14 protein-coding genes are annotated in these 15,374 nt (G+C 71.5%); 10 read left to right on the plus strand and 4 right to left on the minus strand.

What is annotated here, in order from left to right; genetic code table 11:
* Positions 1 to 92: 92 nt before the first annotated feature.
* On the minus strand, positions 93 to 2,384 hold the full coding sequence (locus OG379_RS27170) for a glycoside hydrolase family 3 N-terminal domain-containing protein (RefSeq protein ID WP_405665626.1): 2,292 nt from the start codon (positions 2,382 to 2,384) through the stop codon (positions 93 to 95).
* 145 nt (positions 2,385 to 2,529) lie between these two features.
* On the opposite strand from OG379_RS27170, the gene OG379_RS27175 reads away from it, so the two are divergent.
* Positions 2,530 to 3,156 (plus strand): TetR/AcrR family transcriptional regulator, encoded by a 627-nt coding sequence (locus tag OG379_RS27175; protein ID WP_405665627.1) that lies wholly within the window; start codon positions 2,530 to 2,532, stop codon positions 3,154 to 3,156.
* Positions 3,157 to 3,162: 6 nt separating this feature from the next.
* On the opposite strand, the gene OG379_RS27180 is transcribed toward OG379_RS27175, so the two are convergent.
* Genes OG379_RS27180 through OG379_RS27190 form a run of 3 tightly spaced genes read right to left on the minus strand, consistent with a single transcriptional unit; the run spans position 3,163 to position 5,554 of the window.
* The gene (locus tag OG379_RS27180; protein ID WP_405665628.1) at positions 3,163 to 3,966 is read right to left on the minus strand and encodes a siderophore-interacting protein; all 804 of its coding nucleotides are present in this window, start codon (positions 3,964 to 3,966) and stop codon (positions 3,163 to 3,165) included.
* 17 nt (positions 3,967 to 3,983) lie between these two features.
* On the minus strand, positions 3,984 to 4,892 hold the full coding sequence (locus OG379_RS27185; protein ID WP_405665629.1) for a PDR/VanB family oxidoreductase: 909 nt from the start codon (positions 4,890 to 4,892) through the stop codon (positions 3,984 to 3,986).
* Between the two features lie 32 nt (positions 4,893 to 4,924).
* A complete protein-coding gene (locus tag OG379_RS27190; RefSeq protein WP_405665631.1) occupies positions 4,925 to 5,554 on the minus strand; it encodes an MSMEG_1061 family FMN-dependent PPOX-type flavoprotein in 630 nt (209 codons plus the stop codon).
* Positions 5,555 to 5,689: 135 nt separating this feature from the next.
* Here OG379_RS27190 and OG379_RS27195 point away from each other — a divergent pair, with 135 nt between their 5' ends.
* From OG379_RS27195 to cimA, 9 genes are all read left to right on the plus strand, one after another.
* Positions 5,690 to 6,331, plus strand: coding sequence for a TetR/AcrR family transcriptional regulator (locus OG379_RS27195; protein WP_405665633.1), 642 nt, complete (start codon positions 5,690 to 5,692; stop codon positions 6,329 to 6,331).
* A gap of 315 nt (positions 6,332 to 6,646) precedes the next feature.
* Positions 6,647 to 6,775, plus strand: coding sequence for a hypothetical protein (locus tag OG379_RS27200; protein WP_262346853.1), 129 nt, complete (start codon positions 6,647 to 6,649; stop codon positions 6,773 to 6,775).
* A 105-nt stretch (positions 6,776 to 6,880) separates the two neighbouring features.
* Positions 6,881 to 7,924: a 3-isopropylmalate dehydrogenase gene (locus OG379_RS27205; RefSeq protein WP_401514587.1), complete on the plus strand. Its 1,044-nt coding sequence runs from the start codon at positions 6,881 to 6,883 to the stop codon at positions 7,922 to 7,924.
* Between the two features lie 293 nt (positions 7,925 to 8,217).
* Positions 8,218 to 9,321, plus strand: a complete 1,104-nt coding sequence (locus OG379_RS27210) for a branched-chain amino acid aminotransferase (RefSeq protein WP_405665634.1) — start codon at positions 8,218 to 8,220, stop codon at positions 9,319 to 9,321.
* Between the two features lie 121 nt (positions 9,322 to 9,442).
* Positions 9,443 to 10,132, plus strand: a complete 690-nt coding sequence (gene ureA / locus OG379_RS27215) for an urease subunit gamma (RefSeq protein WP_405665635.1) — start codon at positions 9,443 to 9,445, stop codon at positions 10,130 to 10,132.
* The gene (locus OG379_RS27220; protein WP_405665637.1) at positions 10,132 to 11,814 is read left to right on the plus strand and encodes an urease subunit alpha; all 1,683 of its coding nucleotides are present in this window, start codon (positions 10,132 to 10,134) and stop codon (positions 11,812 to 11,814) included. The genes ureA and OG379_RS27220 overlap by 1 nt, the downstream gene beginning before the upstream one ends.
* Before the next feature lie 8 nt (positions 11,815 to 11,822).
* Positions 11,823 to 12,839: an agmatine/peptidylarginine deiminase gene (locus OG379_RS27225; RefSeq protein ID WP_405665638.1), complete on the plus strand. Its 1,017-nt coding sequence runs from the start codon at positions 11,823 to 11,825 to the stop codon at positions 12,837 to 12,839.
* 3 nt (positions 12,840 to 12,842) lie between these two features.
* Complete coding sequence (locus tag OG379_RS27230; RefSeq protein ID WP_405665639.1) at positions 12,843 to 13,487, plus strand: TetR/AcrR family transcriptional regulator; 645 nt, start codon at positions 12,843 to 12,845, stop codon at positions 13,485 to 13,487.
* A 278-nt stretch (positions 13,488 to 13,765) separates the two neighbouring features.
* Positions 13,766 to 15,373, plus strand: coding sequence for a citramalate synthase (cimA, locus tag OG379_RS27235; RefSeq protein WP_393761152.1), 1,608 nt, complete (start codon positions 13,766 to 13,768; stop codon positions 15,371 to 15,373).
* Position 15,374: the final 1 nt, after the last annotated feature.

Genomic DNA, 15,374 nt, shown 5'->3' on the forward strand with positions numbered 1-15,374 from the left:
CCGCCCCGAACACCGCCTCCCGACCGGCTCCCCCCGCCGGCCGGGAGGCGGTTTCCATTTCCGGGGCCGCCTCGCCCCCTGACGGTGAGGCCTCAGCCCTTCACGGTGAAGCCGGCCCGCAGGAGGGCGTCGTCGGACGAGGACGGACCGACGAGCAGCTCGAAGGCGCCGGGCTCGACGACGCGCCGGCCGGCGGCGTCCACGAGGGTGCACTCGGAGACAGGCAGTTCCAGCAGCACCTCGCGCTCCTCGCCCGGGGCCAGCGTCACCTGCCGGTAGGCCTTGAGCTCCTTCTCGGCCCAGGTCACGGACGTCACCGTGTCGCAGATGTACGCCTGCACGGTCTCCAGGGCGGGCCGCGCACCCGTGTTGCGCAGGGTGACGCGGGCCCGCAGCGTGTCGCTCTCCCCGACGCTCGCGGTGAGCACCTCCAGACCGGAGTACGCGACGGTCGTGTAGCTCAGGCCCTCGCCGAACACGAAGGCCGGACGCTGGGTGAGATCGGCGTACCGGGAACCGTGCTGCCCGCGGATCTGGTTGTAGTACGTCGGCTGCTGCCCCGCGTGCCGGGCGAAGGAGACGGGCAGCCGGCCTGACGGCTCGGCGAGACCCAGCAGGACCTCCGCCACCGCACGGCCGCCCTGCATGCCCGGGTTGAAGGCGTGCAGGATCGCCGCCGCGCCCAGCGCGGACGGCGGCAGCACCAGCGGCTTCGAGCTGATGACCACGACGACCAACGGTTTGCCGGTCGCGGCGAGCGCGTCGAGCAGCGCCACCTGGTCGCCGACGAGTTCCAGGGTCGCGGTCGAGCGCCCCTCGCCGACCAGCTCGATGCGGTCGCCCACCACGGCGACGACGTGGTCGGCGGCCTCGGCGGCGGCGACGGCCTCGGCGATCAGGGTCTCGGAGGGCTCTGCGGGCACGACGACGTCCGGGCGGGGCTGCCCGTCCGGGAAGAACGCGCCCTCCGGGTCGGGACCCACGGAGAGGATCTCGGCGCCCCGCGCGTAGGTGACGTGCCAGCTGTCCGGGACATGCTCGCGGAAGCCGTCGAGCACCGTGCGGATCATGGCGCGCGGGTGGCCGTCCGGCATCCAGTCGGTCTGGCCGGAGGAGCCCGCCCAGTCGCCCAACTGGGTCTGCGCGTCGTCCGCGTTGGGGCCGATGACGGCGACCGTACGCGGCGCGGAGCCCGCTCCGGCCACGGCGCGTCCGTCCTGGCCGGCCGTGAGTCCGCCGGCCAGCGGGAGGGTGCCGTCGTTGGTGAGCAGGACCAGCGACCGGCGGGCGGACTCCAGGTTCAGCGCGGTGTGCCCGGCGCTGCCGATGACGGCGGCCTGCCGGGCGGCGTCGGGGCGGCGGGGGTTCTCGAAGAGGCCGAGCTCGAACTTCAGGGTCAGGACACGCCGTACCGCCGCGTCGATCTCCGCCTCGTCCAGGGCGCCCTCGGCGACCGCGCTCTGCGCACCCTCGAAGAACTGAGGAGTGGCCATCACCATGTCGTTGCCCGCCCGGACCGCCGCCGCGGCGGCCTGGGCGTGTTCGGCGTAGATCTTCTGCTCCCACACCATGCGGCCGACGTTGTCCCAGTCCGTGACGAGCGTGCCGGTGTAGCCCCACTCGCCGCGCAGCACCTCGTTGAGCAGCCAGTCGTTGACGGTGATCGGCACCCCGTCCATGGACTGGTAGCCGAGCATGAACGTACGGCAGCCCTCGCGGGCGACCCGTTCGAACGGCGGCAGGAACCAGGAGCGGAGCTTGCGCCGGGAGATGTCGGCCTCGCTCGCGTCACGCCCGCCCTGGGTCTCGGAGTAGCCCGCGAAGTGCTTGGCGCACGCCAGGACCGCCGTCGGGTCGTCCAGGCCCTCGCCCTGGTAGCCGCGGACCATGGCCGACGCCAGCTCGCCGATCAGGAAGGGGTCCTCGCCGAAGGTCTCGCTGACCCGGCCCCAGCGCAGGTCCCTCGTGATGCAGAGCACCGGCGAGAACGTCCAGTGGACGCCCGTGGCCGAGACCTCGACGGCGGTGGCCCTCGCGACGCGCTCCACGAGCTCCGCGTCCCAGGTCGCGGCCAGACCGAGCTGCGTGGGGTAGATCGTGGCCCCCTCCCAGAAGGAGTGGCCGTGGATGCAGTCCTCCGCGACCAGCAGCGGGATGCGCAGCCGGGTCCGCTCGGTCAGCTCCGCCGCCTCGAGGACATGTGCGGGCGAGGCGTGGACGAGCGAGCCCGCGTGCAGGTCCTCGATGAGGTGGCGTACCCCGTTCTTGGCGTTCAGCTGGAGCATCTGACCGGTCTTCTCGGCCAGGGTCATGCGGCCGAGGAGGTCGTCGACCCGCTCGGCGACGGGGAGAGCGGGGTCGAGATAGGGCAGGGAGAAGGCCACCGGGGGGTCCTTTCGCGACACGGTTCGCCTTCACCATAGAGTCAATACCGACCACCTGGTAAGTATCTCCGGGGCCCAATCTCCGGGGGCCGGACCCCCGGGCGGTTGAATGGGTGTCCGATGGACCGAAGTGCCGGCCTGACCGATGGCCGGCGGACCGGGAGAGTGGCGAGTGTCGGCCGAAGCACCGCGCGGCTACGCGAAGGGCCGCGCCAAGCGGCGCGAGATCCTCGATCAGGCCATGTCCCTGTTCGGTGAGGCCGGTTACCGGGGCGCGTCGCTGCGGGTGATCGCGACCCGCTGCGGCATCTCGCACACCGGCCTGCTGCATCACTTCCCGACCAAGGAGGCGCTGCTGCTCGCCGTGCTGGAGCACCGCGACGACGTGGACGACGAATGGCTCTCGCTCGGCGGCACCACGGGCGTCGAAAGGCTGCGGCGCTTCGCCGAGCTGGCCGCGCTGAACTCCGAGCGGCGGGGGATCGTCGAACTCTTCTCGGTGGTCTCCGCCGAGGCGACGGCCGCCGACCACCCCGCCCACCGTTACTTCGTGCGCCGCTACGAGAACTCGGTCGCGGGTGCACAGCTCACCTACGAACAGGTGCGCCAGGAAGGCGCGTTGAGGGCCGGAATCGCCCCGGACGCGGCGGGCCGGCAGCTGATCGCGCTGATGGACGGGCTCCAGGTGCAGTGGCTGCTCGGCGACTGCACCACGGACATGGAGGGCGTCCTGCGCGCGCACATCGAGGCGCAGCTCACCGTGGCTCTCTGAGCCGCGTCAGCCGGGGCTGGAGCGGCCGTGCCGCCAGTATCCGTGGAACGCGATGTCCGACCTCGGCACGCCCCGGTCGCGTACGAGATGCCGGCGCACCCCGGTGACCAGGCCGGACTCCCCTGCGGCCCAGGTGTAGGAGCGGCCGGAGGGCAGAGTCGCCGCCTTGACCGCGTCGAGTGCGAGCCGGCCGGGGGGACCGTCGGAGCCGTCCCGGGCCAGCCAGTGCACACGGACACCCTCGGGGGCTTCGACGTCCTCGCGTATGTCCGCCGTCTCCGGGACCTCCAGGAAGACCTCCGCGACCAGGGAGGCGGGCGCGCCCTCGAGGATGGCGAGGACCGCGGGTACGGCACTCTCGTCAGCGACGAGCAGCTGTCCTGCCGCATCGGCCGGCGGGAGGTAGGTCAGGCCCATGTCGAATATGCCCGCCGGGTCGCCGGGACGGGCGCCCAGCGCCCAGGAGCAGGCCCGTGTGTCGCCGTGCAGGGCGAACTCGATGTCCAGCTCGTCGAGTTCGGGACGGACCCGGCGGATGGTGTAGTTGCGCACCCAGGGTCTGCGTGACTTGGGCAGGAGCAGCACCTGGGCCATCCACGCCTCGCTGGAGAGGGTGGGCATCGTGAGGCCGGCCTGCCCCGCGCGGGGGAAGAACAGGCGCACGGCCTGGTCGAATCCGGTCGGCAGCAGATGCTCCATGCCGGAACCGCCGAGCGTGACGGTGAGGAAGCTGGGGGTCTCTCTGGCGGTGCGGCGCACCTCCAGCGTGATCATGCGCCGGGACTCGGGGGACTGCACCTTGGGCAGCATGCTGTTCGTGGCCCCTTTCAGAGGTCGAGGACGAGCCGGGGGGACAGGGCCCGGGACACGCAGGCGTACATCCGGCGCGCGGGAGCGCCGATGTCGTCCCGGTGCTCGGGTGCGCCGTCCAGGACGGTGACTTCACAGCTGCCGCAGACGCCTTCGCGACACCCCGACGGGAGGAGGTGCCCGGCGTGGGCCAGGGCGTCCAGCAGGGACTCGTCGGCCGGCACGGCGACGGTGTCCCCGGACCGGGCGCAGACCGCCTCGAACGCCCTGTCGGGGCCGAAGGACCGGGGGACCGGCTGGAACCGCTCGGCGTGCAGCCTCTCGGCGGGGAACGCCGCGTCCGCCGCCGCCAGCATGGCCGCTGGACCGCAGCAGTAGACCAGCGTGTCGGCCTCCAGCCCGGCCGCGAGGGAGTCGAGGTCCGGCCTGCCCCGGTCTCCGGTCTCCACGATCCGCACCCGGTCCCCGTGCGAGCGGCGCAGCTCGTCGGCGAAGGGCATGCTGTCCGCCGACGGCCCCACGTAGAGCAGGGTCGCGGGCAGTCCGGCGGCCGCCACCGCGCGCACCATCGGCAGCAGGGGCGTGATCCCGATCCCGCCCGCGAGGAACAGGTACCGCGGTGCGGGGACGAGGGGGAAGTGGTTACGGGGCAGGGAGACGCCCAGGGTGCGGCCCGGGCGCAGGAACCGGTGGATGTACTCCGAGCCGCCCCGGCTGAGCGGGTCGTACCGCACGGCGACGCGGTAGGCGTCCCGGTCGGCGGGATCCCCGCACAACGAGTACTGCCGGGTCAGCCAGTTGGGCAGGGACAGGTCGATGTGTGCGCCCGGTTCCCAGGGCGCCAGCTCCCCGGCGGTGGTGCGCAGGGTGAGGGCGACGACGCCCTCGGCGACCCGGTCGATGTGCTCGACGACGGTCTGTTGCATGGGTGATTCCTCTGTCGGCCTGAGCGGCCTGGTCAGTAGAGCTTGCGGTAGCCGTCCTCCAGGGACCGCTCGAGCAGGCCCGGGTCCACGTCGACACCGAACTGCGCGGCCGCGATCTCACCGAGCGACGGCAACCCCTCGGCGAGCGCCTGGCTGGCGGGGTCCCACAGCCGGGAGCGGATCAGCGCCCGTCCGCAGTGGAAGTACGCCTCGGCCACGTCGACGACGATCGCCAGTTCCGGCTGCCTGGCCTCGGTGCGCATCCGAACCAGCACATCGGGTTCGTCGGTGACGTATCCGCTGCCGTTGACGCGCAGGACCTCCCGCATGCCGGGGACCAGGAAGCACAGCCCGACGCCGTCGTTCTCGGCGAGGTTGCGGAAGGAGTCGGCGATCTTGTTGCCGGGGCGGTCGGGCAGGGCGAGGGTGTGGTCGTCGAGGACCTTCACGAAGCCCGGATAGTCGCCGCGGGGTGAGCAGTCGGCACGTCCGGCCGCGTCCGCCGTGGCCATCGTCAGGAACGGCGAGTGGGCGATGAAGAAGCGGAAGTAGTCGTCGATGCGGTTCTGCACCTTCGCCCGGACCATGGGCTCGGGCTGCCCGAGCCGTGCCAGCACCTCCTCCGGAGAGACCCGTCGAGGACGTGTGGGGGCATGCGTCATGGCACCTTCCTCAAGTCGGCGTGGGCATGCGGCTGCGGACACTCGAATCCGCATCGCCGCAGTTCATGGCAGTATTGTGAGCAATTAGTCAGGTCGTGCGCTACTCGCTTTCACGGCCCCCCCGCAGGAGGTGTCATGGCGTCCGGCCCCCGTGGACTTCAGCCACGTAAACAGCCCCGTCAGCTCCGGGCCGAGCTGACCCGGCAGCGCATCCTCGACGCCGCTGCTCGCGTTTTCGCCGAGTACGGGTACGCCGCGGGGACCACCAACCGCATCGCGGAGCGGGCCCGGGTGTCGATCGGATCGCTGTACCAGTACTACCCGAACAAAGATGCGATTCTGGTCGAGCTGCTCACCCGGCATCTGGACGCCGGGATCGCCGCGGCCCCGCTGGACCAGGACGAGCTGTTGCCGGAGTCCATCGAGGGCATCATGCGCTTCTATGTGCGAAGCACGATCGAGAACCACCGCGAGGACCCGCAGCTGCTCCGCGTGATGATGGAACAGGGCCCCCGTGCACCGGAGTTGCTGGAGCGGGTCGCGAGCAGCGAGCGGAGGCGGATCGACTATGCCCGCAGGCTGTTCGGGAACCATCCGGAGGTGCGGGTCACGGACGTGGACATCGCCGCCCGGCTCGTCACTTCCACGGTGGAGATGGTGGTGCACAGGGTGATGGCGGGGCCCGGCGAGGTCGACGTCGCGCGGTTCGAGGACGAACTCGTCGCCATGCTCACCCGCTACCTGTCGGGCGACCCCTCGGTGACGCCCGGGGGCTGAGGCCCGGCCCGCCCGTACCGGGCGTCGCGCCCGCCTGTCACGGCGAATCCCCCGTGCGGGCGATGGGGATCGGCCGCCGCCGTCTCAGATAGTAGGAAGTCCGAGTATCTGTAGAGACAGATGGCCCGAGCTGTCCTAGCTTTGTAGGAGCCGAACGAATCGCTGATCCAGCGACCGGCGTGTGTGAGCGTGCCCCGAGCAGGCAACCCCTGCGGCAGCTCCCCGCCCTGCCGGCGCCTCGAAATCCCGATCTCGATATCCGTCGTGCGAAGTCCCGATCTCGAAATCCACGCGATCTCAAGGAGTCGATCCCTCATGGCCGAGACCACTGTCCGCCGCGTCCGTCACAGCTCCCGCTCCGCCGAGTCGGAGCGCAAGAACGCCGCCGCCGCCCTGCAGCGCGCCCTCGACCGCCGGGACAACGGCGGGTCGACCGGCCACTGAGGCCCCGGTCCCACCTCATGGGCACCCGTCCCCCGCCGGGGACACGCGGTGTCCGTATCGTGGACGCCGAATGTCATGGGGTGGGACGGAAGCTAGGGTGCCTGTATGTCTCGCAGCATCGATCTCGCAGTGATCCCCGGCGACGGTATCGGCCAGGAGGTCGTCACCCAGGGCCTCAAGGTTCTCAACGCTGTTCTCCCGCAGGATGTGAAGCTGGAGACCAAGGAGTACGACCTCGGCGCCCAGCGATGGCACCGCACCGGTGAGACCCTCCCCGACGCGGAGCTCGAAGCCCTCAAGGGCCACGACGCCATCCTGCTCGGCGCCATCGGCGACCCGTCCGTGCCGTCGGGCGTGCTGGAACGCGGTCTGCTGCTGAAGCTGCGCTTCGCCTTCGACCACTTCATCAACCTGCGGCCGTCGAAGCTCTTCCCGAACACGGCCACCCCGCTGGCCGGCCGCCCCGAGATCGACTTCGTCGTCGTCCGCGAGGGGACCGAGGGCCCGTACACGGGCAACGGCGGTTCCCTGCGCACGGGCACGGAGCACGAGGTCGCCACCGAGGTCAGCGTCAACACCGCCTACGGCGTCGAGCGCGTCGTGCGTGACGCCTTCGCGCGTGCCGCGGCCCGCCCGCGCAAGAAGCTGACGCTGGTCCACAAGAACAACGTCCTCGTGCACGCCGGCCACCTGTGGAAGAACACCTTCGACAAGGTCGCGGCCGAGTTCCCCGAGGTCACCACCGACTACCTGCACGTCGACGCCGCGACGATCTTCTTCGTCACCCAGCCGGAGCGCTTCGACGTCATCGTCACCGACAACCTCTTCGGTGACATCCTCACCGACCTGGCCGCAGCCGTGACCGGCGGCATCGGCCTGGCCGCGTCCGGCAACATCAACCCGACGGGTGCCTTCCCGTCCATGTTCGAGCCGGTGCACGGCACCGCGCCCGACATCGCGGGCCAGGGCAAGGCCGACCCGACGGCCACGATCCTCTCCGTCGCCCTCCTGCTGCGCCACCTCGGCTACGAGGCCGAGGCCGTGCGCATCGAGGAGGCCGTCTCCGCCGACCTCGCGGAGCGTGACGGGAAGAGCGCACGTACCACCGACGAGATCGGCGACGCGCTCGCGGTACGCGTAGCGAGCTGACCCGACGTCTCCACTTCGAAGCCGCCGGGTCGCAACCGCACCCGGCGGCTTCTTCTCGCGGTCTCCGGGTGCCACCATCGACCCTGGACCGCGTTTTCGCGTCGCGTGAGCGTCGCCGTGAACGTCACCGCAATCACATCATTTCGTGCACAGCCGCCCCCGGGAGATAATCGAACGCGGGACCGCGGCACGCGGTAGAGCTCGGACGTCCTACAACCTGCACGGCTGCTGCCGGGCGGGAGCGGGCGTGAGCGCGGTCCATCACACACAAGACCGGTGAAGGACACGCACTCATGACGACGCCCACGATCGAGCTCAAGCCCTCCTCGCACCCGCTGTCCGACGCGGAGCGCGAGGCGGCCATGGCCAACCCCGGGTTCGGCCGGTACTTCACCGACCACATGGTGACGATCAGCTGGACCGAGGGCCGCGGCTGGCACGACGCGCAGCTCGTGCCGTACGGCCCGCTGTCGCTCGACCCGGCCAACATGACCCTGCACTACGGGCAGGAGATCTTCGAGGGCCTCAAGGCGTACCGGCAGCCCGACGGCTCGGTCGCCACCTTCCGGCCCGAGGCCAACGCCGCCCGCTTCCAGCGGTCCGCCGCCCGCATGGCGATGCCGGAGCTGCCCGTCGAGACCTTCATCGAGGCCTGTGACGTCCTGGTCCAGCAGGACCGGGCCTGGGTCCCGCCGCACGGCGGCGAGGAGTCCCTCTACCTGCGCCCCTTCATGATCGCCGCCGAGGTGGGCCTCGGGGTCCGCCCGGCCAACGAGTACCTCTTCGTCGTCATCGCCTCTCCCGCCGGCGCCTACTTCCCCGGCGGCGTGCAGCCGGTCTCGATCTGGCTCTCCCAGGACCGGGTGCGCGCCGTCCCCGGCGGCGTCGGCGACGCCAAGACCGGCGGCAACTACGCCGCTTCCCTCCTCGCCCAGGCCGAGGCCGCGGAGCAGGGCTGCGACCAGGTCGCCTACCTCGACGCGGTCGAGCACAAGTGGGTGGAGGAGCTCGGCGGCATGAACCTCTACTTCGTGTACGGGCAGGAGGACGGCGGCAAGCGGATCGTCACCCCCTCGCTCACCGGCTCGCTGCTCGCCGGGATCACCCGCGACTCGCTCCTCACCGTGGCCCGCGACCTCGGTTACACCTCCGAGGAGGGCCGCGTCTCCATCGACCAGTGGCGCACGGACACCGAGAACGGCACCCTCACCGAGGTCTTCGCCTGCGGCACCGCCGCCGTCATCACGCCCGTCGGCACCGTGAAGTCCGCGGGCGGCGAGTGGACCCAGGGCGACGGCACCCCCGGCGAGGTCACCATGAAGCTGCGGGACCGTCTGCTGGACATCCAGCGCGGCACCGCCGAGGACACCCACGGCTGGATGCACGAGCTCGGCTAGTCATCCGCCGTACCCACGAAGGCCGCGCCCCCGACCAGGGGCGCGGCCTTCGCCGTCCCTCGAGTTTTGAGTGTCGCTCAAAACCTGGTTAGAGTGCTGCTCCAACCAGGAGGTGCGTGACGTGCGACTGACCCCGACCGAACGCGACCGGCTGCTGCTCTTCGGTGCCGCCGAGCTGGCCAGGGCCCGGCGCGCCCGTGGTCTGCGGCTCAACGTGCCCGAAGCGACCGCCCTGATCGCGGACACCGTCTGCGAGGCGGCCAGGGACGGACGCAGACTGGCCGAGGCGATCGAGGCCGCCCGTGCGGTGCTGGGGCCGGACGACGTGCTGCCGGGCGTGGCCGACGTCGTCACCGAGGTGCAGGTGGAAGCCGTGTTCGACGACGGGTCCCGGCTCGCCGTCGTCAGCGGCCCCCTCGACGGCGGGACGCTCGGCGACGACGCCCCCGGCGCGCTCCTCCCCGGCCCCGCGACGCCCGGACCGGAGCCCGCCGTGCGGCTCACCGTCCGTAACACCGCGACCGTCCCGGTCAGCGTGACGTCCCACTTCCACTTCTTCGAGTCCAACCCCCGGCTCCACTTCGACCGCGCGGCGGCGTACGGGATGCGGCTGGGCGTGCCCGCCGGCTCCTCCGTCCGCTTCGGCCCGGGGGAGACGGCCGAGGCCGCACTCGTCCCCATCGGCGGCGACCGGATCGCGATCGGCTTCGCCGGGCTCGTCGACGGACCGCTCGACGCGCCGGGCGCCAAGGAGGAGGCGCTGCGCAGAGCGGCGGCCTGCGGCTACCTCGGAGCGGGGGTGGGGGAGTGATGGACCCGTACGAATACGCCTCCGTGCACGGGCCGCGCGCCGGGGACCGGATCAGGCTCGGCGACTCCGGGCTGACCGTGCGCGTGGAGTCCGACGCCCAGAAGCAGGGCGACGAGTTCCTCGCCGGCTTCGGCAAGACGGCCCGCGACGGCCTGCACCTCAAGGCCGCCGCCGTCCGGGAGACCTGCGACGTCGTCATCAGCAACGTCCTGGTCATCGATGCCGTGCTCGGCATCCGGAAGGTCTCGATCGGCATCCGTGAGGGCCGCATCGCGGCGATCGGACGGGCCGGCAACCCGGACACCCTCGACGGGGTCGACGTGGTCGTCGGCACGGGTACCACCATCGTCTCCGGCGAGGGCCTGATCGCGACGGCGGGCGCCGTGGACCCGCACGTCCATCTGCTCTCCCCGCGCATCATGGAGGCGTCCCTGGCCTCCGGCGTCACCACGATCATCGGCCAGGAGTTCGGCCCGGTCTGGGGTGTGGGCGTCAACTCCCCGTGGGCCCTGCGCCACGCCTTCAACGCCTTCGACGCCTGGCCCGTCAACATCGGCTTCCTGGGCCGCGGTTCGTCCTCCCACGAGGCGCCGCTGGTCGAGGCGCTCGCCGAGGGAGGCGCCTGCGGCTTCAAGGTCCACGAGGACATGGGCGCCCACACCCGCGCCCTGGACACCGCGCTGCGGGTCGCCGAGGAGCACGACGTCCAGGTCGCCCTGCACAGCGACGGGCTGAACGAGTGCCTGTCCGTCGAGGACACCCTGAGCGTGCTCGAAGGCCGTACGATCCACGCCTTCCACATCGAGGGCTGCGGCGGCGGGCACGTGCCCAACGTGCTGAAGATGGCCGGAGTCCCCAACGTCATCGGGTCCTCCACCAACCCGACACTCCCCTTCGGCCGGGACGCGGTCGCCGAGCACTACGGGATGATCGTCTCCGTCCACGACCTCAAGACCGACCTCCCCGGCGACGCCGCGATGGCCCGCGACCGGATCAGGGCGGGCACGATGGGCGCCGAGGACGTGCTGCACGACCTGGGCGCCATCGGGATCACCTCCTCCGACGCGCAGGGCATGGGCCGGGCCGGTGAGACCGTACGCCGCACCTTCGCCATGGCCGCGAAGATGAAGGCCGAGCTCGGCCCGATGGAGGGCGACGGCCCCGGCGACGACAACGCGCGTGTGCTGCGCTACATCGCCAAGCTCACCGTCAACCCCGCCATCGCCCACGGTCTGTCGCACGAGGTCGGCTCCATCGAGACGGGAAAGCTCGCCGACATCGTCCTGTGGCGCCCCGAGTTCTTCGGTGCGAAGCCCCAGCTGGTCCTGAAGTCCGGCTTCCCCGCCTACGGGGTCACGGGCGACCCCAACGCGGCCACGGACACCTGCGAACCCCTCGTCCTGGGGCCGCAGTTCGGCGCGTACGGGGCCACGGCCGCCGACCTCTCCGTCGCCTTCGTCGCCGAGGCCGCCACCCAGCTGGGCGCCGACCTCATGCCCACCCGCCGCCGCAGGGTGGCCGTCCGGGGCACACGCTCCATCGGACCGGCGGACCTGCGTCTCAACTCCCGTACCGGGACCGTCGGCGTGGACGGCGAGACCGGCCTCGTCACCCTCGACGGCGACCCCCTGCGCTCACCGGCCGCCGAATCCGTCTCCCTCAACCGCCTCTACTTCCTCTAGGACCCGCCATGACCTTCCGCATGCCGCCCGAGTGGGCCCCCCACGAGCGCACCTGGATGGCCTGGCCGGGCCCCAACCCCACCTTCGCCACCGGTGCCGAGCTCGACGAGGCCCGCGGGGCCTGGGCCGACGTCGCCCGCGCCGTACGCCGCTTCGAACCCGTCACCGTGATCGTCGGGCCGGGGCAGGAGGACGGTGCCCGGGAGCTCCTCGGCCCGGACATCGAGACCGCCGTACGCCCCCTCGACGACGCCTGGATGCGCGACATCGGCCCCACGTTCGTCACCGACGGCCGGCGACTCGCCGCTGTGGACTGGACGTTCAACGGCTGGGGCGCCCAGGGGTGGGCCCGCTGGGAGCAGGACCGGCACATCGCGCGCGCCGTCGCCGAGCTCGCCGGCGTCCCCGTGCACAGCTCGCCCCTGGTCAACGAGGGCGGCGCGATCCACGTCGACGGCGAGGGCACCGTGCTGCTCACCGAAACCGTCCAGCTGGGCAAGGAGCGCAACCCCGGCTGGACCCGGCAGGCCGTCGAGGACGAGATCCACGCCCGCCTCGGCACCGAGAAGGCGATCTGGCTGCCCCGGGGCCTGGCCGGGGACTACGGAACCTACGGCACGCTCGGCCATGTCGACATCGTGGCCGCCTTCGCCCGCCCGGGCGTCGTCGTCGCCCACGTCCAGCCGGACCCCTCCCACCCGGACCACGAGATCACCCGCGAGACCGTCCGGATCCTGCGGGCCGCCACCGACGCCCGGGGCCGCTCGCTGGAGGTCGTGGAGGTCCCCGCGCCCACCGTGCTCACCGACGACGACGGCGCGTGGGCGGACTACTCCTACATCAACCACTACCTCTGCAACGGCGGAGTGGTCCTCTGCGCCTTCGACGACCCGAGGGACGAGGAGGCGGCGGCCGTCTTCGGCGACCTCTTCCCCGACCGTACGGTGACACCCGTCGACGCCCGTACGATCTTTGCAGGTGGTGGAGGCATCCACTGCATCACGCAGCAACAGCCCAGGATCTGAACCGTGCCCAGTACCCCGCGCCGTCGCAACATCGCCCCGCCCAGGGAGGACGTGCTCGCCGCCGTCATGGCCACCGTCGCCGAGCGGGGGCTCGACGGGCTCACCATGGCGGGGCTCGGCCGGGAGGTGCGGATGAGCAGCGGCCACCTCCTCTACTACTTCCGCACCAAGGACGAACTGCTGCTGCAGACCCTGGAGTGGAGCGAGGCACGGCTCGGCGCCGAACGCCGGGCCCTGCTCACCGGTCCCGGCACCGCACGCGAGCGGCTGGACGCCTACGTCGCGCTGTACGTCCCCGACGGCCACCGCGATCCGCACTGGACGCTCTGGCTGGAGGTCTGGAACCGCTCGCAGGGCGCCGACGACGACGCCCGCGCCCGGCAGGCCGCCATCGAGGACGCCTGGCACCGCGACCTCACGGAGCTGCTGGCCGACGGCATCGCTCGCGGCGAGTTCCGCGCCCTCGACACCGAGCGGGCCGCCACCCGCCTGCGGGCCCTGCTGGACGGCTTCAGCGTCCATGTCACCGTCGGCATCCCCGGCACCGGACGGGAACAGGTCCTGGACCAGATGCGCAGGTATGCGGACGAGACGCTCACACCTCCCGGACCGGCCGCCCCTGCGACGGACATCACGCCCGCATCCTGAGACGGACCGGGACCCGGGAGCGCCGCTGTGCCAGACTGCGGGCGTGTCCTCGTTCGCCATGATTATCGGCAGCAGGCGCGCCGGTCCGCAGTGACCGTCCCGTACCACCTTGTACGGAACGGACATCGTGCCCCAGACCCGCGCGCAGACCTCTCGCACCCGCGAGGGGTTTTTTCGTTTTCCGGCCCACACCACGGCCGGGGCGAGGCACGCGAGATGATGGGGGCAAGTGGAGCCGATTCGTCCGGATCCGCTCACCCGACAGGAGTCAGATCAGCATGACCACCAAGGCCACGGCCCCCGACGACACCTTCCATGTCTTCGACACCACCCTGCGCGACGGTGCGCAGCGTGAAGGCATCAACCTGACGGTCGCGGACAAGCTGACCATTGCCCGGCATCTGGACGACTTCGGCGTGGGCTTCATCGAGGGCGGCTGGCCCGGCGCCAACCCGCGCGACACCGAGTTCTTCGCCCGCGCCCAGCAGGAGATCGACTTCGAGCACGCCCAGCTCGTCGCCTTCGGCGCCACCCGCCGGGCCGGCGGAAAGGCCGCCGAGGACCCGCAGGTACGGGCACTCCTGGACTCCGGCGCCCCGGTGATCACCCTGGTCGCCAAGTCCCACGACCGCCATGTGGAACTGGCCCTGCGCACGACCCTGGACGAGAACCTGGAGATGGTCCGCGACACCGTCAGCCACCTCAGGGAGCAGGGCCGCCGGGTCTTCGTCGACTGCGAGCACTTCTTCGACGGCTACCGTGCCAACCCGGAGTACGCCAAGGCGGTCGTGCGCACCGCCCATGAGGCCGGCGCCGACGTGGTCATCCTCTGCGACACCAACGGCGGGATGCTCCCCGCCCAGGTGCAGGCCGTCGTCTCCACCGTCCTCGCCGACACCGGCGCCCGGCTCGGCATCCACGCCCAGGACGACACGGGCTGCGCGGTCGCCAACACCCTGGCCGCCGTCGACGCGGGCGCCACCCATGTGCAGTGCACCGCCAACGGCTACGGCGAGCGGGTCGGCAACGCCAACCTCTTCCCCGTCGTCGCCGCGCTGGAACTCAAGTACGGCAAGACCGTCCTGCACGAGGGCGCGCTCGCCGAGATGACGCGCATCTCCCACGCCATCGCCGAGGTCGTCAACCTCACGCCCTCCACCCACCAGCCGTACGTCGGTGTCTCCGCCTTCGCGCACAAGGCCGGGCTGCACGCCTCCGCGATCAAGGTCGACCCTGACCTCTACCAGCACATCGACCCGGAGCGCGTCGGCAACACCATGCGGATGCTGGTCTCCGACATGGCCGGCCGTGCCTCCATCGAGCTCAAGGGCAAGGAGCTCGGCATCGACCTGGGAGGCGACCGCGCACTCGTCCAACGGGTCGTCGAGCGGGTCAAGGAGCGTGAGCTCAAGGGCTACACCTACGAGGCGGCCGACGCCTCCTTCGAACTGCTGCTGCGTTCGGAGGTCGACGGCAGGCCCCGCCGCTACTTCCGCGTCGAGTCCTGGCGGGCCATCGTCGAGGACCGCCCCGACGGCACCCACGCCAACGAGGCGACCGTGAAGCTCTGGGCCAAGGGCGAGCGCATCGTCGCCACCGCCGAGGGCAACGGCCCGGTCAACGCCCTGGACCGGGCGCTGCGGGTCGGCCTGGAACGGATCTACCCGCAGCTCGCCAAGCTGGAGCTGGTCGACTACAAGGTCCGCATCCTGGAAGGCCGCACGGGCACCGAATCCACCACCCGGGTACTGGTCACCACGGGCGACGGATCCGGTGACTGGGCTACGGTCGGCGTGGCCGAGAACGTCATCGCCGCGTCCTGGCAGGCCCTGGAGGACGCCTACACGTACGGCCTGCTGCGCGCGGGCGTCGAGCCGACGGACTGAC

It is taken from the genome of Streptomyces sp. NBC_01166 (assembly GCF_045039765.1).
GTDB lineage: Bacteria > Actinomycetota > Actinomycetes > Streptomycetales > Streptomycetaceae > Streptomyces.